Genomic DNA, 22,246 nt, shown 5'->3' with positions numbered 1-22,246 from the left:
AGATACTGCGGCGCATCGCCATGAGCGGCGATGGCAGCAGCGCGTCCTCACGGCTCTGCGGACAGTCTGTGCGTGGTCCACTGCGAGGAGCTGGGTACGGGGCCTTCCACGGGTGCGGACACATGGCTCACGACCGCGACCACCCCGTCGAGCTGTTCGGCAAGGCAGGTCAGGATCGCGATCTGGTTCTGGCTCTCCAGTTGGCCTTCCAGGGTGACAACGCCGTCCACTACATGGACGGTGACCACGTCTGCTCTGAGCCCCATGGTGCCCATGAGCACGTCCTCGATGAGGCGTCGTCGTATCTCCGCGTCGGGGCGCAGAAAGAGGCGTAGCAGGTCGCGGCGCGTGACGATGCCGACGAGTCTGTCCTCGTCGTCCACGACCGGGAGCCGCTCCACGCCACTGCGCATCATCAGCCGGGCGGCGTCCGGCGCGGTCTCGTCCGCGTGGACGGTCACCGCCGGTGTCGACATGACTTCGGCAGCGGTGAACTCCGCGCCGGACGAGACTGCGGTCCCGGTGGCGGTGTCAGGGACGTCGCCCGTCATGAGGTGCTTCGCCGCCTGTCGGTTCAGCAGGTCGCTCTCGGAGACGACGCCGACGACCCGGTCCTCGTCGTCGAGCACGGGCAGTCCGCTGATGTTGTGCTGGGCGAGCAGCTTCGCGACCTCCTTGAAGGAGGTGACCGGGACGACCGAGACGACCTCGTCGGTCATCAGGTCTCCCACTTTGATGCGCTTCATGGAGGCGCCTCCTGCCGTCTCGCAGGGACCCGCACGGACGCGGCGCCCGCAGGTTGTTCAGGGACCACGATCCGCCGGGCTGTACTGAGAGGAGGAGGGCCGAATGGGTCGTGGCCGGGACCGGTCGGACCCGGACCGGGCGTTCGGGCACCTGTGCACGGCAGGATTTTCTCGACAGGGTCCATTGGCCCCCCGGGCGGTCCTGAGCGGCCCTCTCCCCGCAGGGGCCCGTGGTGCCAGCGTGAGAGCTGACCCTTCAGTGGCCCTCGGTGAGGAGGAACCATGAAAGGCACCACCGGCAGCCCGGAACTGGGCTCCGTCATCGTCGGTGTCGACGGCTCCGAGCCGGCCCGCCGGGCGGCGCTGTGGGCAGCGGCCGAGGCCGCGCGCCGTGACAGCCCGCTGCGCATCGTCTACGCGGCTGACACGGACGGCCGGGTTCTCTACCTCTCTGCAGAGAGCATCGAGCGCGTTCGCAGCGCGGGCCACGAACTGCTGCGGGAAACCGCCGCTGCCGTCGCGGAACAGTATTCCGGTCTGCACGTCACCACGGAGTTCAGCCGCAGTGCACCTGTCCCGAGCCTGCACCGGACCGCCGGCCTGCGCGGCACCGTCGTGGTGGGCAACCGCGGTCTCGGCGGGTTCAAGAACCTCATGCTCGGCTCCGTCGGCCTGAAGCTCGCCGCCGGCGCCACGACGCCCGTCGTCGTGGTCAGGGGCGCTGACAACGGGACCGAGACCGGAGTGGTGCTCGCCGCGGTCCGTGACGAGCACGACGTCGAATGCGCCCGGTATGCGGCGCGCGAAGCCGAGATCCGGAAGGCCTCGCTGCGGCTGCTGAACGTGTGGAACATTCTCGAATCCGCCGGACTCGCTGTGACCATGCTCGACGATGTCGAAGCGATCGCCGGTGAACACGTCCATCACCTGATCGCCGTGAGGGACCGGATGCGCGAGGAATTCCCGGACCTGAACGTGCAGGCGGATGCCGAGAAGAGCCTGACCGTCGCCGGGGTCCTGGCGGAGGCGTCGCGCCACGCGGATCTGCTGGTGATGGGCGGACGGCGGTCGCCCGGTTACATCGGACCCACCCTCGGGCGGGCGACGCACAGCCTTCTGCACCACGCGCACTGCCCCGTGCAGCTCATTCCGCGGCACGGTTCCGGGCACGGGAGTGAGTCGTGATGGGCACCGACGAACACCGTGAACTCGTCATCGGTATCGACCCGGCCAGGAACTGGCACCTGTCATTGGCCTGGGCGGCCGACGAGGCGCATCGACGCGGGCTGGAGCTCCGGCTCGTCGTGGCCGTACCCCCATCGCACGACAGGCATCACGGCGATGACAGCCCACGCAGAAAGGACATGCTCCAAGCAGGGGCGGACGCTCTCCAGGAGGGGGCCGACTGGGCCCGGGCGCGCCATCCGCAACTGCAGCCGGTCACCGATCTGCTCAACGGATTCCCGGCCCCCGTGATGGGCGCGTTGTCCGCGCGGGCCCGCATGGTCGTTCTCGGATCCCGGCATCTGAGCCGTACGGCGGAGTACTTCAGCGCCGGCTCCCTCGTCGTCCCCGTCACGGCCCAGGCGCGCTGTCCCGTGGTGGTCGTGGGCGATGCGGAGCACATCACTCAGGAACCCACTTATCTGGTCGTGGGAATCGACGGCAGTGAGCCCTCGAAGGCGGCGCTGGGGCTGGCGTTCGAGGAGGCCGACCTCCGCGGAGCCGCGCTCCGCGCCGTCTCGGTCTGGCAGCCACCCGTAGTCATGTTCCAGGACGAGGAGGTTGCCGTGCAGGCTCAGCGGCGCATGCTCTCCGAGGCCACGGCGGGCTGGTCGTCGAAGTACCCGGACGTGCACCTGACGCACGAGGTGCCGACCGGACATCCGGTGGAGGAGCTGGCAGCTGCGTCCGAACACGCCCTGGCCGTCGTCGTGGGCCGCCGTGGCCGGGGCGGCTACACGGGCATGCGGCTCGGCTCCGTCGTCCACGGACTGCTGCACCGGGCACACTGCCCGGTGATCACAGTTCCCCTTGTGTGAACTCCGCGGTGACGACCACCCCGCCCGGGGAGAGGCAGCCCGGACAGGAGCTCCGCGGGCTGGCTGCGCCGGAGGCCGAGCGGCGTCTGGCCGAGCACGGCCCCAACGAGGTGGCGGAGGTGCCCAGCGCGCCTTTGCACACCCGCGTTCTTGCACAGCTTCGCGATCCTCTGATCATGGTGCTGCTGGGTGCGGCACTGCTGACGATCGTGATCGGTGACCACCCGGATGCGGTGGTCATCGGTCTGGTGATCGTCTTCAACACAACGGTGGGGGTCGCACAGGAGATCCGTGCCGACCATGCAGTGGCGGCCCTGTCGACTATGTCGGCCCCGAGCGCTCGCGTGCTGCGTGACGGCACCGCACGTGAGGTCGCCGCAGCTGTTGTGGTGCCCGGCGACGTATTGCTTCTCGGCGAGGGCGACATCGTCGCTGCCGACGCCGAGCTCATCGAAGCATCCGCTCTTCTCATCGACGAGTCCATGCTCACCGGGGAGTCGCTTCCCGTGGACAAGGACGCCGGGTCGCTGCTGAGCGCAGGGACTGTCGTGATGCGCGGACGAGGCGTCGCGACGGTCACGGCAACCGGCGCCGCCAGCGCGCTCGGCCGTATCGCCGCACTGCTCGACGGCACGCGCGAGCCGACACCACTGCAGCACCGTCTGGCCTCCCTGGGCCGCATCCTGGCCGCCGCCACCCTGGGACTGTGCCTGGTGGTCTTTGCCCTCGGACTCGCACGCGGCCTGCCGGCCGGAACCATGGCCGTGACGGCAATCAGCCTGGCCGTCGCGGCGGTTCCCGAGTCCTTGCCGGCCGTCGTGACCCTCGCGCTGGCACTGGGCGCCCGTCGCATGGCGGCCCGGCACGCACTCGTACGCAGGCTCCCCGCCGTGGAGACGCTCGGCTCCGTGACCGTTCTGGCCACAGACAAGACGGGCACCCTCACCGAAGGCCGCATGGTCGTCCAACACGTATGGACACCGTCGGTCGCAGCGGACATCTTCGGAGTGGGATACGAACCGCAAGGGGACGTCCAGGTCGACGGCAGGCAGCCGACGCCTGCCGAACTCGGTCCCGTACGGGACCTGCTGACGGTGGCGTCGTTGTGCAACGACGCCACTCTGCGGCCACCTCAGGGCCGCGCCGCCGATGAGGACCGGTGGACTGCGATCGGTGACCCCATGGAAGCCGCGCTCCTGGCAGCTGCGGCCAAAGCGGGCTGTGCGGATCAGGCGGAGATCAGGCGGCTGTACCCCAGGACGTGGGAAGCGCCGTTCGACAGCCTGCGCAAGCGCATGACCACGGTGCACCGAATGGCTTCGGGCGATCTGCTGGTGTGCTTGAAAGGGGCGCCGGAAGTGGTGCTCGACGCGACAGTCCTCGCCGATCGCAAGGACGTACTGATGGGCGCGAGGCAGCAGGCGGCGATCCTTGCTTCCCGTGGCTTCCGGGTCCTCGCAGTCGCGTCCACCGAATGTCGGAACGAACCGAGCAGCGTGGCCACGGTTGAGACGGGCCTGCGACTGCTGGGCCTCGTCGCCATCAGCGATCCCCCGAAATCCGCGGCGGCTACCACACTCGCCGCCTGCCGCGCAGCAGGGATTACGCCAGTCCTCATCACGGGCGACCACCCGGCCACGGCGCGCGCGGTCGCCGCTCGCGTGGGGCTCGTCGGCGAAGACGGCGGTGACGAAGAGGTGCTCAGTGGCCCCGATCTGGCAGCGGGTCGCATTGCCGACCTCACCGCGGCGCGGGTGTTCGCCCGAACAGAACCGCAGCAGAAACTGGACATCGTCGATGCCTGGCGTGCCCGAGGGGCGGTCACGGCGATGACCGGCGACGGCGTCAATGACGGCCCGGCCCTGCGCCGAGCCGATATCGGTGTGGCGATGGGGAAGCGGGGGACGGAGGTCGCGCGTCAGGCGGCCGACCTCGTCCTCACCGACGACAATCTGTCGACCGTGGTCGCGGCCGTCGAGGAGGGCCGGCGCGTCTACGACAACATCCGGCGCTTCCTGGTCTACGGCCTGGCCGGCGGTACCGCGGAGATCCTCGTCATGCTGGCCGGTCCCCTTCTCGGGCTTCCGCTGCCGCTCAGGGCCGGACAGATCCTGTGGATCAATCTGCTGACTCACGGCCTGACGGGTGTGGCCATGGGCGCCGAGCCTGCGGCCCCGGACGCCATGCGCAGACCACCGAGGCCATCCGGCCAGCACATCCTCGGCGCCGGAGCCTGGCAGCGTCTCCTCGTGCTGGCCGCGGTCGTCACGGCGGTCTGTCTCGCCGCAGGTGTTGTCGCACGCGCCTGGGACCTTCCGTGGCAGAGCGTCTTGTTCCTGTCGCTGCTCGGCGCGCAGCTCGGCGTCGTCCTGGGCCTGCGGACGCGTCTGTTGACCCGGCAGAACCTCTTCCTCCCCCTGGCTGTGCTCGTGTCCGCCCTGCTGGCGCTGGCGGCGCTGTACGCTCCGCCGCTGCGGTCGGTCCTGGAGACCGAGCCGCTCGGTTGGTCCGGGGCCGCTCTTGCGGTGGCCGCCCTCATGAGCGGCTACCTGGCCGCTCGGATCACACGAAACGCATTCCGGGAAAGGAAGGCCATGAAGGCGAAGTCATGAGACTGGTGCGAGTTTGTCAAGAACCCGCGTGACGAGGCACCCTGCGCACTCGGTTGCCGTCGGTCCAGCCTCTGCGGCGGTCAGCAGCGCGGGCCGGGCGAGAGCGAACACCGACACCTGGCCCACAGGGCGGGAGTCGACCAGCCCGCACTCGCACGGACAGGCCAGGTGCTTGAACACCATCGACTGCGCCAGGCCGGACTGGTCGACCGGGTCCACCACGCCCACCGCGAGCTGCCGCACGATCTTCAACCGGGCCGGGTCACCAGCGACCGGAACAAGGTGGCGGTCGGCGCCGGCTCGACACGCCGGGTGAGTGAATCGTCACCGCCCTGGAGCGATGGCAGCGTGGAGCGAGGTGCTTTGGCGTTCAGTGAGGGCCGACACGGTACGGCCGCATCATCTCGTTGTCCTCGTGTTCGAGCATGTGGCAGTGCCACACATACTGTCCCGCCCGGTCGAAGGTGGCCCTGACCCGGGTGATGGCGTGCGGATAGGCGATCACCGTGTCCTTGAAACCGCTCTCCCAGGGCTCTGGAGGTCTTGCGCTGTGCCCGGTGCTCTGCCGGTCGACGACCTGGAACTGAACCTCGTGGATGTGGATCGGGTGGGCATCGGTGGTGGAGTTGTGTATTTCCCAGATCTCGGTCGCCCCGAGTGCCGGGTTCTCCGTGATGGGATCGGCCCATCCCATGGGGGTCGGGTTTCCGTGCCGGTCCACGGTGCCGAGCATCACCACGCGGGGGCCCACGCCCCGCAGGACCGCGGAGTTCTGCTCCAGCAAGGAGACCTGCCGCGTGTGGCTCGCTGGACCCAGTGGTTCGAACGGCGGAAGGGTGAGGTGGGCGGGGGGTACGGTCCTGTCCGGCGTGGCGAGCGGTCGTGCCACCGTGAATTTCATGACCTGTCCAGTGGTCCCGGGGGCCGCCGGCCGGAAGTCTGTGCCCGCTCTCCCACCCCTGAACGGCTCGTCGGGGCCCTCGTTGATGAGGTACAGATCAGTGCCGACCGGGATCGAGGTGAAGTCGACGATGACGTCGGCGCGTTCGGCGGGGGCGGTGAGCAGTTGGTCGCGCTGCACGGGTGCGGGCAGGAAGCCTCCCTCCGAACCGATCTGCCAGAAGGGGAGCACCGGGTCTGCGGGACGAGGGGCCATCGGGTCTGTGACGATCTTCAGGATCAGGAAGCGTGCGTTGCAGCCGTTGAGGAACCGCAGGCGGTAGCGGCGCGGCTCGACGGAGAGAGCGGGCCAGGTACGGCCGTTGGTCACCATCGTGTTGCCGAAGAACTCCGGGTTCCAGATGGGGGAGATGTCACTGCCGGGGATGTAGGGACCGGTGAAGTGGTCGAAGGATGCGCGGCTCGCCGGGTAGAACAGGCTGCCGTCGGTGGAGAACGACCGGTCCTGGATGACGACCGGGATCTCGTAGTAGTGCTTTCCCGGGGGGTCACCGAGTTTCGGCGCCGGCCCCGGAAGTACACCGCTCGGAAGGTCGGCGGGCCCGCCGCGCAGGAGGTAGAAGCCTGCCAGCCCCGCGTAGACGTTCAGTCGAGTGACCCCCAGGGCATGGTCATGGAACCAGGAGGTGGCGGCACGCTCCTGGTTGGCGTACTGGAATATGGCGGTTCCTGGCTCCCAGGCCGCATCGAACTGGTTCTCGAATATCGTCTTGAACTGTTCATAGAAGGAGCCCACCCGTGCGTATCCGTCGGGGATGTCGGATGCACGGGGTAGATACCACGCCTCGGGGTAGCCGTCGCTCTCCTGCGTGTTGTGCCCCCCGTGCAGGTGGGTCACGATCGGCACGGGCCCGGTATAGGCGCCGGGTGTCGAGGTGAAGGCCGGCCGCGTATCGCGCCGTGAAATGCCGCCTTCAGGGTTGGCCCAGTGCAGTGTGGGGTCTACCGGCAGCAGGTGCGGCAGATGGTTGCCGTGGCGGTCGAGCAGCTGGTTCACCCACGTGACCCGTATGGCCCGGCCGAAGGTCGCCTCGACGGTGCATGCAGGATAGGAGAAGCTTCCCGGATGCCGGGTCGACCCGTACCCCCACACCGTTGTGGCCGGCATACCGGCTGGCAGGATCTGCTGCCGCAACTGCCGAACACCGATCGTGTAGTGATCGACGCGTCCTGCCTCGTCCTTCTCGGCCCAGGGCATGACCGGCGGGATGGCGAGCTCGGTGACGTACTTGTCGACGTGCGTCGGGTCCAGGACGCGGCTGGGGACCCCCGGCCAGGCCGGCGTGGAGGCAGACCCGGCCGGGAGGAAGAGGCAGGTTCCGCCGGCTAGGCCGGCCTTGATGAATTGGCGCCTTGTGGCCATCTGAGTCCTCCTGGACACGGCCCCCCATCGGATGCAGTCCCAGAAACCGTTCCAGTGTTTCCGACACAACGAAGAAGAGCCACTCGGAACGTCGCGGGCCGAGATCTTCGTGCAGGCGCAGCGTTTCGGCTCGCCCGGATCTCCACGCCGTGGCGTTCACGGTGCATGGCCTACGACTGTGGCGACAGTCGGCTTGTTCAAGGAGACTGGAACGGCCCGGCCGGGTTTCAGCAGCAGCGCAGTCACGACACTGCCCCCGCAGCGTAGAGGTCGAGTGTCCACTCCGCCGGAGGAACTTCACCCACAGTCGATACCCCTGCTGGGTCGCGACCGCCCGCACGGCGGAGCCGGACCCGCCGCTGTGGGACGCAGTGCCTGGAGGGCACTTCAGACAAGCTCCATGCGCACGTCCACGACGCCTTCGACCGCGCGAATAGCCCGAGCCAGCAGTGGCACCAGGGCACGGTCCTGAAGGGGGCCTTGCAGGGTGACGACACCATCCAGCACAGAGAATTCCACCCGGACCGGGGGAGAGAGTTCGGCGACAACAGCGGATCGGATCTCCTCGTCGATCTCCTCGTCCGGGCGCAGAAACACCTTCAACAGGTCGCTGCGGCTCACGACGCCCTCCAGCATGCCGAGGTCGTTCACGACGGGCAGTCGTTTCACTCGCCTGCGCGCCATGATGCGGGCGGCCTCGGCGAGCGTGGCATCGGGGTGGACGGTGACGGCCGGACTCGACATCAGCCCCTCGGCCAGCACCGCGTCGGCTTTGGACGCCTCCTCCAGTTGGCCGGGCAGCTTCGGGTCGTCCTGCCGGAATTCCTCCTTCGGTAGCAGGTCCGCCTCGGAGACGACCCCGACGACGCGGCCCTCGCCTTCGAGGACCGGCACGGCGCTGACTTTCCACTGGTGCATCAGCTCGACGATCTCCTTGTACGAGGCCTCGCGGCCGATGGCCACGGCCGTGTGGGTCATGACGTCGCTGACGGTGTACCGGGATGCAGCCATGGGGTGCTCCTCGGGCGTGACTCTTGGGTGGTGGCAGGGCGGCGTGCTCACACAAACCCGCCGCTGCCATGAGGGGCGTAGAGATCGAGCAGACGGATCCGAGTGGCCTGCAACCGGTGGGCGAGCACCTGCCCGACCCAATGGCCGATGGCCGAACCGAATGCGGGATCTGCGTCCATCATCATGCGTACGGTCGCCGCGTCGAACTCATGGGTACGGACAGGCGTCATCGCCTCTGCTCCGAGGTGCCAGACGTAGGGCTCGAACAGCCAGGCCCAGCCGACCAGTTCGCCGGAGCCGAGGCTCTCGATCGCTGCCGGGGAACTGCCCGGTACGCGGATGTCCAGCGTGACGGTGCCCGAGCGCAGGATCCAGAAGCGGTCTGCGCGGTCCCCTTCTTGGAAGAGGCGGACTCCCTCCGCGAAATTGACCTCCTGTCCGATCTGCATCAGGCGGGCACGGTACTGGGCAGGCAGAGCTGCGGTGATGCGAGTCGGAGAAGCGCTCATCGGTGTCCTCCTCTGTGGCCTCCGGTTTCAGCATCGCCGGACGGCCGGTTCATGGACATGGGCCGACCGGCCCCCTGCCGCGGTCCCGTCCGGCCCTGGGTGGGCAGGCTCTGCGATCTCAGAGCACTTGACGGATCCGTCGGCCGAGCCACTCCTTGCGCCCGATCGCGAGATCGGATCAGACGGCTCCGTGAGCGCCACCCTCCACGACCGGGTGTCCGTGGGCGGCCAGGACACATCGGGCGCATTTGGAGGCGACGGAGGTCTGGTGGTTGAGCTGGTTGAGTACGTAGGTTTCGACGATCTGGGCCTGTGGGAGGGGTGCAGTGATTTCCAGCAGGGGTTCTCCGGCCAGCACGACGTGCCCTTCGGGTACTGCCCGGACTTCGCCGCTGAATTCCAGGCCGAGCAGCGGTGCCAGATCCTCGGGCTGTCGTCCCATCACAGAGGCGAAGACATTCACGTCGTCTGCGTCTACACGATAGGCGGAGAGGAAATCGAGGACCGAATCCAGCCCGGCACAGACAAGGAAGCCACGGTCCGGCGGCAGTTTGCGCACGAACAGACTGAACGTCGCCGAACCGGTCATTCCTTCGCTCAGATACGACTGAGCCATCGTGACCTCGTAGAGGTCGGTGCTCGTGGCATTCGACATCGACGGCACCTTCCTCCCCGTCGTGTCATCCCTTCCGGGACTGCCGCCCGGCCTCCGCGCGTTCGCGCCGCACCACCCCCTGCACTCCTCCCTCCACTATCGGCCTCCTGTGTCTTGTGGGCCAGCCGGACGCCGGGGCGGCAACCAGCACCGTCGAGTCTCTTCTGCCGCTGCCGAAGAGCATGTCGTGCGTGTGGACCAGCCGGACCACGAAGGGGGCCGAACGTTCCGTATCCGGGCCGAACCGGTCCTCACGCACGGCCCGCTCCAGTGAAACTGTGAGGGCAGGTACTTCTTACCCGGTCGAGTGGAAGGCGGTGGAAATGATGGAGCTGCCCCTGGTCTCGGGTGTGGACGGATCGGAGACCAGCCTGCGGGCGGTCGACTGGGCCGTCGACGAGGCGGCTCTTCATGGGCTGCCGCTGCGGCTGGTGTACGCGTCGAGGCGGGAGCAGTACGAGGGCGCCGCGCCGGCGCTCAGCCTCGGCCGTCCTTCGGAACAGGCGCTCGCCGACAGCATCGCCGAAACCGCCGCTGAGCGTGCCCGCCGCCGCCATCCGGACGTCGACGTCTCGGTCGAGGTGACGCCCGAGGACGCGGTGATCGCCCTTCTGCACGAAGGGCACAACGCCGAGGCACTGATCACCGGGGCCCGTGGCCGTGGCGGGCTCACCGGACTTCTGCTCGGCTCGGTCAGTCTCGCCGTAGCCGCGCGGGCCCCTTGTCCCGTCATCGTCGTGCGCGGTGACAAGGCCGGTATCGAAGGCACGCATGGGCGGATCCTCGTGGGTGTCGGGGAATCGGAGGGAGGAGAGGCGGCGGTCCGGTTCGCCTTCCGTGAGGCCGGGGCAAGGGGCTGCGTCCTGGATGCCGTACATGCCTGGCGCTGTCCCGCGCACAACCGTGCCGACCCCCGGCGTACTGCCAGTGAGCACCTGTACCACAAGGAACGTGCGGCGACCCTGATCGACGAAGCCGTGGCCGAGTTCGTACGCGATCACCCGACGGTCCGGCTGCACTCGGCGGCGGTCGAGGAAACGGCTGCAAAAGTGCTGGTCCAGCGCTCGGCTGCCGCGGACCTGATCGTCGTCGGAGCGCATCGCCGCCGCGGCCACCTCGGACTCCAGCTCGGCCGAGTCGCTCATACCCTGCTCCACCACGCCGACTGTCCGGTGGCCGTCGTACCTCTGGGGGCCTTGTGGTGTGAGACCCCTCGCCTCACTTCCTGAGTTGCGATGCGTGGTCGGGGACGTACGTCTGAAGGTTCCTCGGCGGCCGTTGGTACCCGGTGGCCGGAGGTCGTCGAGGCAGTTCGATCACCGGCGGAGCGACTGCCTCGTACGGCACGGTCGACAGCAGATGGGCGATCATGTTCAGCCGGGCCCGGCGCTTGTCGTCGCTCTCGACGACGTACCACGGAGCCTCCGAGATGTCGGTATGGACGAACATCTCGTCCTTCGCCCGCGAATAGGCCTCCCAGCGGGTGATCGATTCCAGGTCCATCGGCGAGAGCTTCCACCGGCGGGTGGGATCCTGCAGTCGGCGTCGGAACCGCTCCTCCTGCACCGCGTCACTCACCGAGAACCAGTACTTGCGCAACAGAATGCCGTCCTCCACCAGCATCCGCTCGAAGATCGGGCACTGGCGAAGGAACCGCTGGTATTCCTCCATGGTGCAAAAACCCATGACGCGCTCGACGCCCGCACGGTTGTACCAGCTCCGGTCGAGCAGGACCACTTCCCCCGCGGCTGGAAGATGCTCGACATAGCGCTGGAAATACCACTGGCCGCGCTCGCGCTCGGTGGGCCGCGGCAGCGCGACGATACGCGCCAACCGGGGATTGAGGTGTTCGGTGACGCGCTTGATCGTGCTCCCCTTGCCCGCCGCGTCACGTCCCTCGAACACCACGACGAGCCGAGCACCTTCGGCCCGCACCCACTCCTGGAGCTTCACGAGCTCGGTCTGGAGCCGGTACAGCTCCCGCTCGTACAGCGAGCGCGGCAGCTTTCCGGGCTCGCCCGAACCTTTCCCGTCCGACATGGGATGACGATAGGGAGGAGACCACGCTCGAAGTCAAGCGTCAGCGCCGAACGGGCCTCGCTGCGCAGATCCGGTGGGCTCCGGCGGTCGCCGCTCGTCCCGGCCTGCCCGCTACCGGCGCACCTGAGCCGGCAGGCGCTAGCGGCCGGTGACGTCGAGTTCGGTGTACATACCGGCCAGGTAGTGGCCGGGGATGTTGCAGACCAGTTCGTAGCGGCCGGGCCGCAGCGTCAGCGTGATCCATCCGGTTGTTTCCGGGGCGATGCCGTCTCCCGCGCCCGCGCCGCAGCTGCGTGACGCCTCGCCGAGGCTGCCTGTCTCATCGATGCGCCTGTCCGGACCGGTAGGCCGCTGTCCTGGGGCCTGGGCCGTGGACAGCGGCAGCACCATCACCTCGTGCGTGAGGTATCCGGCGTTGACCGCGCGCAGCGACACTGTTCCGGCCGTGACGGTGGTGGGGTGAGCGATCAGACGCATCATGCGCATTCCGCTCCAGCCGGGGCCTGGACCGCTGGGGTGGCCCATATCGGCCAAGGTCACCTGCACCACCTGACCGGGCAGCGGGGGCGCTGTGCACCGCGCGGCGCTCGGCGCCCGCCAGATGGCGGGGTGTGGACTGCGGAAGGCGCCGGTCGTGGCCAACAGCGCCGTCGTGGCAATGCCCAGCAGCAGCGCCGCGGTGGCACCGCCCAGGACCAGCCACATCCGGCGTTGGCGGTCCGTGTTCATCGCTGTTCCCGCAGCAGCGCGAGGCGATGTTTGTATTCGTCTTCGTCGATTTCCCCGCGGGCGAACCGCTCGGCGAGCAGGTCCTCTGCCCGCCTGCCTCCCCACCCATGCTCGCCGGAGGGAGGAGGCGAGCCAGGCTGGTGGCCACGGTGGGCGCTGGTCAGGTAGTGCACAAGGGCAACGATGCCAGCGATCAGCAATGCGAAGAACAGCACCATGACCACGGTCATGACGAACCAGCCGCCCCGGCCCCAGCCGCCGTCGTACCACATCATGCCGATCACTTCCCTTGGCTGGTTCCCTCAATTCCAGCGTGGGTGAGGAACGCCTTCGAGGGAAATCGGGAGCATGGCTTCCGGTGCTGGGCCGAACGGCCCCAGGGGCTCATGCCCGCGGCCTGAAGATCGATCGCAGCGTGAGGCCGCCGTACCGCCGCCCATCCCCCGAGCGGCGCCGCAGCGCATGCGGTCGCCGGGTGCGAGCGGGCTGGTGAGCTCCGCGATCGCCTCCAGGGGGGCTTGAAGCAGCGGCGTACCACCGCCGGACGAGGCGAGCTACGCCGCCGCGTTCCGGCAGACCCTGAACGCGGTGAGCACCGGGAGGGGCGACATCCCGGCCCCGCCCGACATCAGTACCGTCCAGGTGACTGCGGACCTGCCCAAGGTCCGCTCGGCCCGGACCGCGCGAACCTGGATGCCGCCTTGCACGGCAAGGCCCTCGCAAGTCCCGGGTAAGCAGGCCGCCGTCGAGTACATCGTGATCGGCGAGTCCGAGGTGATACGGGTGCCCGTACCGTCAGTGCTGCCGTGTCGTCCGGCGTGAGCGGTAGTAGTCGCGCCAGACGAGGCGGTAGACCCCAGTCCATCGCGGGATCGACCGGACGCCTGGAATGAACGGCACCAGGACGAACGCGAGGGTGAGCAGAGCCATCAGGCCCCAGACCAGGGCGTCGGCGTTGCCTGAGCTGCTGAACGGTTCGATCTGGTACCAGAACGTGTACAGCCACAACCAGGGCTGACCGGGGTAGTTGCCGGTCTCGTTCATCATCCCCCACTGGTCGCCGGCCAGGTGTCGGGCGCGGGCCTGGTCTTCGAGGTACGAGCCGTCGCTCAGGAAGAGCAGCGGTTTGGTGTAGTCCGTCTCGTAGAAGTGCCCGACAGCCAGTAGTTGGCCGTCGAGTGCCCCCGTCTTCGCGAGCTCCAGCAGGCGGGAGGTCAGGACGGGAACGGGGCCGTAGTCGCCGGGCGCGACCAGGACCGGGTCGCCTCCGGGGGCCTTGCCCAGCGCGTTGGTGTAGGCGGCGGCCCATTGCTGTTGACGGCGGGCGGGGGCGGTTCGCCAAGCGGCCAGCCCGGAGGAGACGGCAGCAGGTTCCGGCGCGGCGGTGAGCGGGCGGAGCACGAAGTCGCGTGCGGTGTCGATCGGTGTGGTCACCCCGGCGGCGCGTTGGAGGTTCACCGGCCCGATCTTCTGCCCGGCACCCGGGGTGGCGGTGTACGGGGGGCCGTACTGCGCGGTGCCGCTGGTGCCGCCCAGTTCGGCGACGGCGGTGGCGGTGAAGTCGTTGGGGGCGGCCCTTGCCCAGCGGGCCAGGGTGATCGGTTTCTCGTCGGGTGAGGAGAAGACCGCCGCGAGCCCGACCGTCAGCAGTGTGGTCGCCACCAGCGCGATGGTGAGCTCCTTGACCAGGTCGTACGGTCGCTGAGGGAAGGCGCCGGGGTCGGGCACCGGTTCGCGGTGGGCCTTTCGTGCCCTCATGCGGGCTCCCGTGATCTGTCGGGGACGGGCTCGGGCGTGGTGGTCCCGATGGGCGGCACCACGCCACGCAGCCGCACCAGCAGCATGTGCCACACCGCGAGGACGGCCACCGCCATGGGCAGCAGCACGATGTGCCACATGAACATCTGACCGAAGTCCAGCACGTTGAACCAGGCGCCGATGCCCACCGAGTTCAGGCCGTCCTTGGCCTGGCCCGCGATCCACTGGGAGTCGAAGTTCTGCTGCACCAGGTAGCCGGTGAAGGCGGCGCCGATCGAGGCGATGAAGACGACGGCTCCGGTGATCCAGGTCAGTGTCCGCCGTCCGCGCCAGGCGGCCATGAAGAACTTTCCCCAGAGGTGGACGACCATGACGAACATGAACAGTTCGACGCTCCACAGGTGCAGGCTGTTGATGTACCTGCCGACGCCTGATACGTGCCACCACGCGGGGCCGAAGAGCGCCAGGACGCATCCGGTGGTGATGACGACCACCAGACTGGACAGGGTGAGGACACCGAACACGTAGATCCAGGAGGCCACGTACTCCGGCTGGGTGGTGGGCAGCAGCTTGTCCGGGGGCAACGCGCGCAGGGCGCGCCGCTGCACAGCGCCGGTCCACCCTCCTGCCGAGTTGTCATCCGGGCCGCGGGTCCGCCCTGCGGCGCCGCTCATCGCCGCTGCCGACCGCGGGGGAAGGGCAGCAGCAGCGCCAGCGCGAAAACGATCAGCATCAGAGCGATGACCACAAGGTTTACCGCCGAGATCTGCAGTACGCCCCAGTGGACGTAGTACCCGGTGCCGCTCAGATCCACGGGCGCACTCAGGACATGTTCTGGGTGCATCGGTCCGTCTGTCATCGTGGCCACCCCTTTCCCGGTATGGCGTCCACCTACCGAGGACTATCAGCAGGGTCGAGTCCACGCCCGCTGCGGCCGCCATCCGGCGCAGAGGTTCGCCTGTTCGTGGTCTCGGTCGGGTAGTGAGGTCGGCCTTCGACTCGGGGCGGCGCCGGAGGGAAGGTACGTCCTGGTGCGGTGGGCCCGCAGGGGTGCACGCACTGCAGAAGGCACGCATGACCGAGCCATGCCTCCGTAGATACAAGTCATGACTGTGAATCTCAGGCCGACAGGATTCCGGCCGACCTGCCGAAGTGGGGCGGACGGCGATCAAAGATTCTCCGCCCGACGTACGGGAGCCAGGCGCGGCTGCACGTCAGCTTTCAGTGATCTCGATGTGCCGCGGCTTGGCTGCCTCGGCCTTGGGAACGGTCACGTTAAGCACCCCGTCGGCCAGGGTGGCCGTGTTCTCTTCGGCCTTGACTTCGGCGGGCAACAGCGCCCGGTATTCGAAGTGTCCGGTCCGCCGGGTGCCGCTCCGCAAGACGCCTTCGCGCTCACGCTCTTTGCACTCCCCGGTAATGCGCAGTTCCCGTTCGCCGGCCTCGGCCTTGCCCGGCGAATCGTGCGTCGGGACACCCCACCACTCTTTCCGGTCGCAATTCCCAGACGCTGTAGGAAGGCGCCTCACTGAGCATCGGCACATGGCGGAGTCCTTCAGTCCGGCATTGGTCCTGCACAGGTGGGCTTCGGCGTCCGCAGTGGCGCCGCGTACCGGGTGCCGAGCGGCGCGACAACGCCGTCGAGAGTTTCGTCGCCGTCATTCGGACGTCGACGTCTCGGTCGAGGTGACGCCCGAGGACGCGGCGATCGCCCTCCTGCACGAGGGGCACAATGCCGAGGCGCTGATTCACCGGGGAGCGAGGCCGTGGCGGGCTCACCGGACTTCTGCTCGACCCGGTCAGCCTGACCGTGGCCGCCGTCGTCGTGCCAGTTCGCGCCTATCGGCTGCCGGCAGAACCCACGTGCAGCGCGATTTCTTCCGCGATTCGTTCTGTGAGCGGCTCCACGACGACTGCAACGGATGCTGACAGGCCGGTGCCCAGGCTGCTGTTGGCTCCCTCGATGGCGTAGACGACCAGTTGTCCGGGTAGGCGGTCCAGTTCGCGGGCGAGTTCGACGGCTTCGCCGAGCCCGAGCCCGTGGGAACTAGTCGCACTGCCTGTCTGCGACAGCCGCCCACCATCCAGTTTCAGGCGATGTAGCCGACCGGGATGCCTGGGGTGTGCTTGTGCGGCGTCCACCACGATGGCAAGTTCGGCGTCTTCCCACAGGGCGATCAGTCGGGCGGGGTCGCCGTCGCACACCAGAAGGGCGGTCCCACTCGGCAGTGGCCGTTCCTTGGCCCGTTCTGCCAGCCGGCCCACGACGGCCCAGCCCACACCGTCGTCGTGGCGGAACTCGTTCCCGACGCCGATGACGGCGATCCGCGTAGTGAGGTTCACGCGCCTGCCCCTTCCCGCCGGACAGGCTCGCCAGTGGTACCGGGTCCCTGCGGGGTCCGTACGGGTTGACGGACACAGCCACCTGGACCACGCAGAGGCCGGTCGGCCCGTGCCGGGCAGCAGGTCCGTGCACATACTGGCCGGAACAGCACCATCGGCGGCGTCGGAAGGTTGGCCATGGCGGACGACGGCGGCACGGCCGCGGTGATCGACAAGGACGGCCTGGACGCGCTGATCACGGCCCTGGCCAGGCGTGGCCGGACGGTCGTGGGACCGACCGTCCGCGACGGGGCGATCGTCCTGTCCGAGATCTCCGGCGGTGCGGAACTCCCCTACGGCTGGGGAGTCGAGTTGGAGGCAGGCGTCTACCGGCTGCGTGCCCGCGAGGACGGCGCCGTGTTCGCGCACAGCGCGGGCCCTCAGTCCTGGAAGACGTTTCTGCACCCGCCGCGCGAGCGGCAGTGGACTGCCGATCGCGGTGCCGACGGCGAGCTGGTGGTGACTGAGGACCGGACATCACCGTCGTCGTACGCGTTCCTCGGCGTGCGCCCCTGCGACCTGCGGGCCATCGCGATCCAGGACCGGGTGCTGACCGGCGGGATGTACAACGACCCGGCGTACCGCGGGCGTCGTGAGCGGGCCTTCTTGGTGGCGGCGGAGTGTACCGAGCCGGGTGCCACCTGCTTCTGCGTGTCCATGGGCACGGGGCCGGCCGTGGGGCCCGGCTACGACCTGGCGCTGACCGAGGTACTCGATTCCGACGGCCACCGCTTCCTGGTGCGGACCGGGAGCGAGGAGGGAGAGTCGGTCCTGGCCGAGCTGCCTCACCGTCCCGCCGACGCCACGACTCGGACCGCGGCGAGTGAGCGTGTCGCCGACGCGGCGGATCGCATGGGCCGCAGCATGCCGCTGGTGGACCTGCAGGTACTGATGCGCGAGACCCTCACGGCCGAGCGCTGGGACGACGTCGCGGCCCGCTGCCTGACCTGCGGAAACTGCACCATGGTCTGCCCAACCTGCTTCTGCACCACCACCGAGGACGTCACGGACCTCACCGGAGACCACGCCGAGCGGTGGCGGCGCTGGGAGTCCTGCTTCGACCTGGATTTCTCCCACCTGCAGGCAGGTCCGGTCCGTAACTCCTCACGCAGTCGCTACCGGCAGTGGGCCACCCACAAACTCGGCACCTGGTACGACCAGTTCGACAGCTCCGGGTGCGTCGGCTGCGGGCGCTGCATCGTGTGGTGCCCGGTCGGTATCGACATCACCGAGGAGGCCCACGCGCTGAACCTGGAACGGGAGGCCGCCCGGCAGGAGCCGGGGGAGGGCCCGCAATGACCGTTGTTCGCCACGGGTTTCTCGGTGCCCTGTCGCCCGGCCACCGCGAGCGGCTGGGCACGTTCGCCCACGATGTCTCCTTCCCCGGCGGCACTCGCATCTTCGACGAGGACGGTGTCGCCGACCGGTTCTGGATCATCCGTTCCGGGATCGTTGCGCTCGACGTCCACGTTCCGGGCCGGCGCGAGGCAGTCCTGGAGACCCTTGGTGAAGGCGATCTGCTGGGCTGGTCCTGGCTGTTCGAGCCGTACCGCTGGCACCTGGGCGCGCAGGCCCGCAGCACCGTGTCGGCGTCAGAGTTCGACGCGGAGCGGGTCCGAGCCGCGTGTGAGAAGGATCCGTCGTTCGGCCTGGCGTTGACCAACTGTGTTGCGCAGGTCATCGCACGGCGGCTGAAGTCCACCCGAATCCGCCTGCTCGACCTGTACGGGCCCCCCGACGCCGGTGAGTCGTGATGACGGCTTCCGCACCATTGACTGCTCGGCCGGGAACTGTCCCTGTTCCGTACCGGGTGGTGGAACGCGAGGCCGAGACGCCCGACACCGCCACGATCGTCCTGGAACCGGTCCGCTCGGCCCTGCAGCCCTTCGCTCCTGGGCAGTTCGCGATGGTGTACGCCTTCGGCGCCGGCGACATCCCGTTGTCGGTCTCCGGGATCGACGGGCACCGGCTGACGCACACCATCCGCACGGTCGGAGCGGTCTCCGGCGCGCTGCACGGGCTGCGGCGCGGTGACACGGTCGGAGTGCGCGGCCCGTTCGGCACCGGCTGGGGACTACCCGCCGCAGCTGGGAACGACCTGCTCGTCGTGGCTGGAGGTATCGGTCTGGCGCCGCTGCGCCCGCTCGTACGCGACGCGCTTGCCGCCCCCGAGCGTTACGGACGGCTGAACGTTCTCATCGGAGCGCGCACGCCCCACGAGTTGCTTTACGGCGAGGACGTTCGCGGCTGGCAGCCGGCTGCCCGGGTGTTGATCACCGTGGACCGCGCGGACCCGCTGTGGCAGGGCGAGGTCGGCGTCGTCACGACCCTGCTCGACCGGGCCGCCTTCGGCCCCGGGGCGTCGGCGGCGTTCATCTGCGGCCCCGAACCGATGATCCGGGCCACCGCCGGCGAGCTGGTGCACCGCGGCGTCGATCCGGAACTGATCCGGGTCTCGCTGGAACGCAATATGCACTGTGCCACTGGCCACTGCGGGCACTGTCAGCTCGGCCCCCTCCTGCTCTGCCGCGACGGCCCCGTCGTCAGCTGGACCACGGCCCAACCCCTTCTCATGGTCAGGGAGTTGTGACATGACCACGAGCGATCGCCCGAAACTCGCCGTCTGGAAGTTCGCCTCCTGCGACGGATGCCAGCTCACTTTGCTGGACTGCGAGGACGAACTCCTCGGCATCGCCGAGAGAGTGGAGATCTCACACTTCCTGGAGGTTTCCAGCGCCGACGCGCCGGGCCCGTACGACCTGTCGCTGATCGAGGGATCGGTCACCACCCGGCAGGACGCCGACCGGATCCAGCACATCCGGGCCGTCTCCAAGCGGTTGGTGACCATCGGGGCGTGCGCGACCGCAGGTGGCGTCCAGGCGCTGCGCAACTACGCGGACGTCGCCGACTTCCAGGCTGTCGTCTATGCCAGACCGGACTACATCGAGACGCTCGCCACCTCCACACCCATCAGCGCCCATGTCCTGGTGGACTTCGAGCTGCGCGGCTGCCCCATCGACCGAGGCCAACTGGTGGAGGTCCTCACCGCCTACCTGGCCGACCGCGAACCCGACGTACCCGCGCACAGCGTCTGCTTCGAGTGCAAGCAGCGCGGCACGGTCTGCGTGACGGTGGCCCACGGTACGCCCTGCCTGGGTCCGGTCACCCACGCCGGGTGCGGTGCGATCTGCCCCGCGTACGGGCGCGGCTGTTACGGCTGCTTCGGCCCGTCCAACTCGACCAACTTCCCCTCGTTCATTCCCCTCCTGCGCCGCGACGGCATGGACACCCTCGACGTGGTGCGGGTGCTGCGCACCTTCAATACCGCCGCTCCCGAGTTCGACGCGGCCTCCCGGAAGGAACTGGAAGGGTGACCCACCGCGACTCAAGGGTGTTGAAAGTCGGATCGCTCGCCCGCGTCGAGGGCGAGGGCGCACTGTACTTGCGCATGGACGGCGGCGAGGTTGCAGAGGCCCGGCTGGCGATCTACGAACCCCCACGCTTCTTCGAGGCGTTCCTGCGCGGACGCTCCTACACCGAGCCGCCCGACATCACCTCCCGGGTGTGCGGGATCTGCCCGGTCGCCTACCAGATGAGCGCCTGCCGAGCGATCGAGGACGCCTGCGGCGTCGTCGTGGACGGGCAGTTGGCCGCGCTGCGCCGACTGCTCTACTGCGGTGAATGGATCGAGAGCCAGACGCTGCACATCTACCTCCTCCACGCGCCCGACTTCTTCGGCTGCGACAACGCCATCGACCTCGCACGCACCCGGCGCGCCGACATCGAACGCGGCCTTCGGCTCAAGCAGGCCGGCAACCAGATCATCGAACTGCTTGGCGGCCGCGCGATCCACCCGATCAACGTCCGCCTCGGTGGCTTCCACCGCATCCCGACCACGACCGAACTGCGCCCGCTGGCCGAACGGTTACGCCGGGCCCGGGACGACGCGGCCCAAACCGTACGCTGGGTGGCCGGCTTCGAGTTCCCCGACGCCGGATGCGACAACGACCTGTTCGCCCTGTCCGAGCCCGGCACCTACGCCATCGAGTCCGGCACCCCGACCGTCATGGCCGCGCCGCACACCGCCGGCCTTCCCCCCGAATCCGACCGTGCGCTGCCCACCCGTACCTTTGGGGTCCACGATTTCGGCGCCCACGTCACCGAGAGCCAGGTACCCCACTCCACCGCCCTCCACTCCCTGCTGGACGGCCGTCGCCATCTCACCGGCTCACTCGCCCGGTACGCCATCAGCGGCCGCTGGCTGTCCCCGATCGCCCTTCAGGCCGCCCACGACGCCGGACTCGGCGACCCCCGGCAGGGCACTGTCTGTCGAAACCCCTTCCGCAGCATCATCGTCCGAGCGGTTGAGGTGCTCTACGCGGTCGACGAGGCACTGCGGATCATCGACGCCTACGAACCCGCGCCACGCCCCTACGTCGACGTGCCCTCACGAGCCGGTACCGGGCATGGGGCGACCGAGGCGCCGCGCGGTCTCCTGTACCACCGCTACACCCTCGACTCCGAAGGGACCGTCACCGACGCCGACCTTGTCCCGCCGACCGTACAGAACCTGGGTGCGGTCGAGGAGGACCTCCGCCGAATCGTGCAGGAACGCCTGGGAGACGGCGACCCCACCGACACGGAGCTGACCGCCCTGTGCGAACGGGCGATCCGCAATCACGACCCGTGCATCTCATGCTCGGCCCACTTCCTCAACCTCACCGTCGAGCGAACCTGAAAGCCGAACGATGCGGTGTGTGAATCGGCGCGCCGGCTCACCGGTCCAGCGTCGGCCGCCACGCCGATGCAGCTCGTTGAGGCCGTACTGCAACAGCCGCCCCCGCACCTCGGTGGATGTCGGCGTGCGCGAACTGCACAGACCGCAGGGGAGTGCGGCACGGCACGCATCGGGGCCGCCTCCAGGTGCATCCGGAGCGCGTCGGACGTCGGGCGGAAGCGCCACGGCCAAATGTTGTGCAGTGGCGGTGCCACAACTCCGGCTGAGCCCTGCAGAAGCGGCTCTTCCAGGGGCAGGGGCCGCTCGGCTATGGCGGATCTCTTCCTGCCCACCAGCCGGGGCGGCTGCTCTCGACGCCCGTTCAACCGGGCGCGGCAAGGTCACCCGACGCGGAGTCGGTGCTTCCGGCGCGGAGCAGCTGGTTGCCGAGGTCGATCAATGCCCGGCCGGCGGCGAACTCGTCGCCGATCTCGGGAACGGGTGTGTCGTGAGGGTTGCGCTGGGCGGAGGTACGACTCCGAAGGGTGGTGTCACCGGTGTCGAGGACGGCGTGAACCTTGGTGAGGTCACCTTCCTCGAAGAGGTCAAGACGAACGTTCCACTGCTTGCTGTGTGGCTTCTCGGTGCTGGTGTGCTGGGTCATGGCCAAGACTTCCTTCCGTTGAACGGTCCAGGCTGCAGGGGACGCGGCCGCCGTCGAC

Annotated in this window: 23 protein-coding genes and 1 pseudogene; 9 read left to right on the top strand and 15 right to left on the bottom strand. The window is 68.7% G+C overall.

The genetic code is table 11. From position 1 onward, the window contains the following. Positions 1-47: 47 nt before the first annotated feature. The gene (locus OG953_RS02680) at positions 48-746 is read right to left on the bottom strand and encodes a CBS domain-containing protein (protein ID WP_405682253.1); all 699 of its coding nucleotides are present in this window, start codon (positions 744-746) and stop codon (positions 48-50) included. Positions 747-1,028: 282 nt separating this feature from the next. Here OG953_RS02680 and OG953_RS02675 point away from each other — a divergent pair, with 282 nt between their 5' ends. The 3 genes from OG953_RS02675 to OG953_RS02665 are packed head-to-tail and all read left to right on the top strand — an operon-like array spanning position 1,029 to position 5,400. Further along, a complete protein-coding gene (locus tag OG953_RS02675) occupies positions 1,029-1,931 on the top strand; it encodes a universal stress protein (protein ID WP_405682252.1) in 903 nt (300 codons plus the stop codon). Further along, positions 1,931-2,788, top strand: coding sequence for a universal stress protein (locus OG953_RS02670; protein WP_405682250.1), 858 nt, complete (start codon positions 1,931-1,933; stop codon positions 2,786-2,788). Before OG953_RS02675 ends, OG953_RS02670 begins: the two co-directional genes overlap by 1 nt. Continuing rightward, positions 2,785-5,400, top strand: a complete 2,616-nt coding sequence (locus tag OG953_RS02665) for a cation-translocating P-type ATPase (RefSeq protein WP_405682248.1) — start codon at positions 2,785-2,787, stop codon at positions 5,398-5,400. The genes OG953_RS02670 and OG953_RS02665 overlap by 4 nt, the downstream gene beginning before the upstream one ends. Here the strand turns inward: OG953_RS02665 and OG953_RS02660 are convergent. From OG953_RS02660 to OG953_RS02640, 5 genes and pseudogenes are all read right to left on the bottom strand, one after another. Beyond that, positions 5,395-5,652 (bottom strand): hypothetical protein, encoded by a 258-nt coding sequence (locus OG953_RS02660; RefSeq protein ID WP_405682246.1) that lies wholly within the window; start codon positions 5,650-5,652, stop codon positions 5,395-5,397. The genes OG953_RS02665 and OG953_RS02660 overlap by 6 nt on opposite strands. A gap of 118 nt (positions 5,653-5,770) precedes the next feature. Continuing rightward, the gene (locus tag OG953_RS02655) at positions 5,771-7,723 is read right to left on the bottom strand and encodes a multicopper oxidase family protein (protein ID WP_405682244.1); all 1,953 of its coding nucleotides are present in this window, start codon (positions 7,721-7,723) and stop codon (positions 5,771-5,773) included. A 387-nt stretch (positions 7,724-8,110) separates the two neighbouring features. Then, positions 8,111-8,734, bottom strand: coding sequence for a CBS domain-containing protein (locus tag OG953_RS02650; RefSeq protein WP_405682243.1), 624 nt, complete (start codon positions 8,732-8,734; stop codon positions 8,111-8,113). Between the two features lie 47 nt (positions 8,735-8,781). Then, positions 8,782-9,243 (bottom strand): cyclic nucleotide-binding domain-containing protein, encoded by a 462-nt coding sequence (locus tag OG953_RS02645; protein ID WP_405682241.1) that lies wholly within the window; start codon positions 9,241-9,243, stop codon positions 8,782-8,784. A 202-nt stretch (positions 9,244-9,445) separates the two neighbouring features. Beyond that, positions 9,446-9,898 (bottom strand): annotated as a pseudogene (locus OG953_RS02640) (nicotinate phosphoribosyltransferase); the annotation flags it as partial. A gap of 326 nt (positions 9,899-10,224) precedes the next feature. On the opposite strand from OG953_RS02640, the gene OG953_RS02635 reads away from it, so the two are divergent. Further along, positions 10,225-11,127 carry a universal stress protein gene (locus OG953_RS02635; protein WP_405691584.1) on the top strand — a complete coding sequence of 301 codons (903 nt, stop codon included), beginning with the start codon at positions 10,225-10,227 and terminating at the stop codon, positions 11,125-11,127. Here OG953_RS02635 and ppk2 read toward each other — a convergent pair. From ppk2 to OG953_RS02595, 8 genes are all read right to left on the bottom strand, one after another. Next, the gene (gene ppk2 / locus OG953_RS02630; RefSeq protein ID WP_405682240.1) at positions 11,117-11,938 is read right to left on the bottom strand and encodes a polyphosphate kinase 2; all 822 of its coding nucleotides are present in this window, start codon (positions 11,936-11,938) and stop codon (positions 11,117-11,119) included. The two genes, OG953_RS02635 and ppk2, sit on opposite strands and share 11 nt — an antisense overlap. Before the next feature lie 138 nt (positions 11,939-12,076). Next, complete coding sequence (locus OG953_RS02625) at positions 12,077-12,667, bottom strand: hypothetical protein (protein WP_405682239.1); 591 nt, start codon at positions 12,665-12,667, stop codon at positions 12,077-12,079. After that, the gene (locus OG953_RS02620; protein WP_405691582.1) at positions 12,664-12,942 is read right to left on the bottom strand and encodes an SHOCT domain-containing protein; all 279 of its coding nucleotides are present in this window, start codon (positions 12,940-12,942) and stop codon (positions 12,664-12,666) included. The genes OG953_RS02625 and OG953_RS02620 overlap by 4 nt, the downstream gene beginning before the upstream one ends. A gap of 520 nt (positions 12,943-13,462) precedes the next feature. Beyond that, on the bottom strand, positions 13,463-14,425 hold the full coding sequence (locus tag OG953_RS02615; RefSeq protein ID WP_405682238.1) for a hypothetical protein: 963 nt from the start codon (positions 14,423-14,425) through the stop codon (positions 13,463-13,465). Beyond that, the gene (locus tag OG953_RS02610; protein ID WP_405682236.1) at positions 14,422-15,099 is read right to left on the bottom strand and encodes a cytochrome b N-terminal domain-containing protein; all 678 of its coding nucleotides are present in this window, start codon (positions 15,097-15,099) and stop codon (positions 14,422-14,424) included. The genes OG953_RS02615 and OG953_RS02610 overlap by 4 nt, the downstream gene beginning before the upstream one ends. Continuing rightward, complete coding sequence (locus tag OG953_RS02605; RefSeq protein WP_405682234.1) at positions 15,096-15,284, bottom strand: hypothetical protein; 189 nt, start codon at positions 15,282-15,284, stop codon at positions 15,096-15,098. The genes OG953_RS02610 and OG953_RS02605 overlap by 4 nt, the downstream gene beginning before the upstream one ends. A 355-nt stretch (positions 15,285-15,639) precedes the next feature. Beyond that, positions 15,640-15,954 carry an Hsp20/alpha crystallin family protein gene (locus tag OG953_RS02600; protein ID WP_405682233.1) on the bottom strand — a complete coding sequence of 105 codons (315 nt, stop codon included), beginning with the start codon at positions 15,952-15,954 and terminating at the stop codon, positions 15,640-15,642. A 310-nt stretch (positions 15,955-16,264) separates the two neighbouring features. Then, the gene (locus OG953_RS02595; RefSeq protein WP_405682231.1) at positions 16,265-16,768 is read right to left on the bottom strand and encodes a hydrogenase maturation protease; all 504 of its coding nucleotides are present in this window, start codon (positions 16,766-16,768) and stop codon (positions 16,265-16,267) included. 177 nt (positions 16,769-16,945) lie between these two features. Here OG953_RS02595 and OG953_RS02590 point away from each other — a divergent pair, with 177 nt between their 5' ends. From OG953_RS02590 to OG953_RS02570, 5 genes are read left to right on the top strand one after another with little or no spacing between them, the layout of a single operon-like run. Beyond that, entirely contained in the window at positions 16,946-18,106 is a 1,161-nt protein-coding gene (locus OG953_RS02590; RefSeq protein WP_405682229.1) for a 4Fe-4S dicluster domain-containing protein, read from the top strand. Next, the gene (locus OG953_RS02585; RefSeq protein ID WP_405682228.1) at positions 18,103-18,561 is read left to right on the top strand and encodes a Crp/Fnr family transcriptional regulator; all 459 of its coding nucleotides are present in this window, start codon (positions 18,103-18,105) and stop codon (positions 18,559-18,561) included. Before OG953_RS02590 ends, OG953_RS02585 begins: the two co-directional genes overlap by 4 nt. After that, a complete protein-coding gene (locus OG953_RS02580; protein ID WP_405682226.1) occupies positions 18,561-19,397 on the top strand; it encodes an FAD/NAD(P)-binding protein in 837 nt (278 codons plus the stop codon). The genes OG953_RS02585 and OG953_RS02580 overlap by 1 nt, the downstream gene beginning before the upstream one ends. A 1-nt stretch (position 19,398) precedes the next feature. Then, positions 19,399-20,181: an oxidoreductase gene (locus OG953_RS02575; RefSeq protein WP_405682224.1), complete on the top strand. Its 783-nt coding sequence runs from the start codon at positions 19,399-19,401 to the stop codon at positions 20,179-20,181. Next, on the top strand, positions 20,178-21,545 hold the full coding sequence (locus tag OG953_RS02570) for a Ni/Fe hydrogenase subunit alpha (protein WP_405682222.1): 1,368 nt from the start codon (positions 20,178-20,180) through the stop codon (positions 21,543-21,545). Before OG953_RS02575 ends, OG953_RS02570 begins: the two co-directional genes overlap by 4 nt. Positions 21,546-21,906: 361 nt before the next feature. Here OG953_RS02570 and OG953_RS02565 read toward each other — a convergent pair whose 3' ends face one another. Further along, positions 21,907-22,188 (bottom strand): DUF1876 domain-containing protein, encoded by a 282-nt coding sequence (locus OG953_RS02565; protein ID WP_405682220.1) that lies wholly within the window; start codon positions 22,186-22,188, stop codon positions 21,907-21,909. Between the last annotated feature and the right edge of the window lie 58 nt (positions 22,189-22,246).

It is taken from the genome of Streptomyces sp. NBC_00057 (assembly GCF_045041165.1).
Taxonomy (GTDB): Bacteria; Actinomycetota; Actinomycetes; order Streptomycetales; family Streptomycetaceae; genus Streptomyces.
This window is presented reverse-complemented; position numbering and strand designations above follow the sequence as displayed.

What these genes read in the sequence shown, in the direction of transcription:
- OG953_RS02565 (WP_405682220.1), bottom strand. Translation starts at nt 22,188, where the DNA reads ATGACCCAGCACACCAGCACCGAGAAGCCACACAGCAAGCAGTGGAAC.
- OG953_RS02575 (WP_405682224.1), top strand. Translation starts at nt 19,399, where the DNA reads ATGACCACGAGCGATCGCCCGAAACTCGCCGTCTGGAAGTTCGCCTCC.
- OG953_RS02580 (WP_405682226.1), top strand. Translation starts at nt 18,561, where the DNA reads ATGACGGCTTCCGCACCATTGACTGCTCGGCCGGGAACTGTCCCTGTT.
- OG953_RS02615 (WP_405682238.1), bottom strand. Translation starts at nt 14,425, where the DNA reads ATGAGGGCACGAAAGGCCCACCGCGAACCGGTGCCCGACCCCGGCGCC.
- OG953_RS02655 (WP_405682244.1), bottom strand. Translation starts at nt 7,723, where the DNA reads ATGGCCACAAGGCGCCAATTCATCAAGGCCGGCCTAGCCGGCGGAACC.
- OG953_RS02635 (WP_405691584.1), top strand. Translation starts at nt 10,225, where the DNA reads ATGGAGCTGCCCCTGGTCTCGGGTGTGGACGGATCGGAGACCAGCCTG.
- OG953_RS02620 (WP_405691582.1), bottom strand. Translation starts at nt 12,942, where the DNA reads ATGATGTGGTACGACGGCGGCTGGGGCCGGGGCGGCTGGTTCGTCATG.
- OG953_RS02585 (WP_405682228.1), top strand. Translation starts at nt 18,103, where the DNA reads ATGACCGTTGTTCGCCACGGGTTTCTCGGTGCCCTGTCGCCCGGCCAC.
- OG953_RS02625 (WP_405682239.1), bottom strand. Translation starts at nt 12,667, where the DNA reads ATGAACACGGACCGCCAACGCCGGATGTGGCTGGTCCTGGGCGGTGCC.
- OG953_RS02680 (WP_405682253.1), bottom strand. Translation starts at nt 746, where the DNA reads ATGAAGCGCATCAAAGTGGGAGACCTGATGACCGACGAGGTCGTCTCG.
- OG953_RS02670 (WP_405682250.1), top strand. Translation starts at nt 1,931, where the DNA reads ATGGGCACCGACGAACACCGTGAACTCGTCATCGGTATCGACCCGGCC.
- OG953_RS02645 (WP_405682241.1), bottom strand. Translation starts at nt 9,243, where the DNA reads ATGAGCGCTTCTCCGACTCGCATCACCGCAGCTCTGCCTGCCCAGTAC.
- OG953_RS02610 (WP_405682236.1), bottom strand. Translation starts at nt 15,099, where the DNA reads ATGAGCGGCGCCGCAGGGCGGACCCGCGGCCCGGATGACAACTCGGCA.
- OG953_RS02650 (WP_405682243.1), bottom strand. Translation starts at nt 8,734, where the DNA reads ATGGCTGCATCCCGGTACACCGTCAGCGACGTCATGACCCACACGGCC.
- OG953_RS02675 (WP_405682252.1), top strand. Translation starts at nt 1,029, where the DNA reads ATGAAAGGCACCACCGGCAGCCCGGAACTGGGCTCCGTCATCGTCGGT.
- ppk2 (WP_405682240.1), bottom strand. Translation starts at nt 11,938, where the DNA reads ATGTCGGACGGGAAAGGTTCGGGCGAGCCCGGAAAGCTGCCGCGCTCG.
- OG953_RS02590 (WP_405682229.1), top strand. Translation starts at nt 16,946, where the DNA reads ATGGCGGACGACGGCGGCACGGCCGCGGTGATCGACAAGGACGGCCTG.
- OG953_RS02605 (WP_405682234.1), bottom strand. Translation starts at nt 15,284, where the DNA reads ATGACAGACGGACCGATGCACCCAGAACATGTCCTGAGTGCGCCCGTG.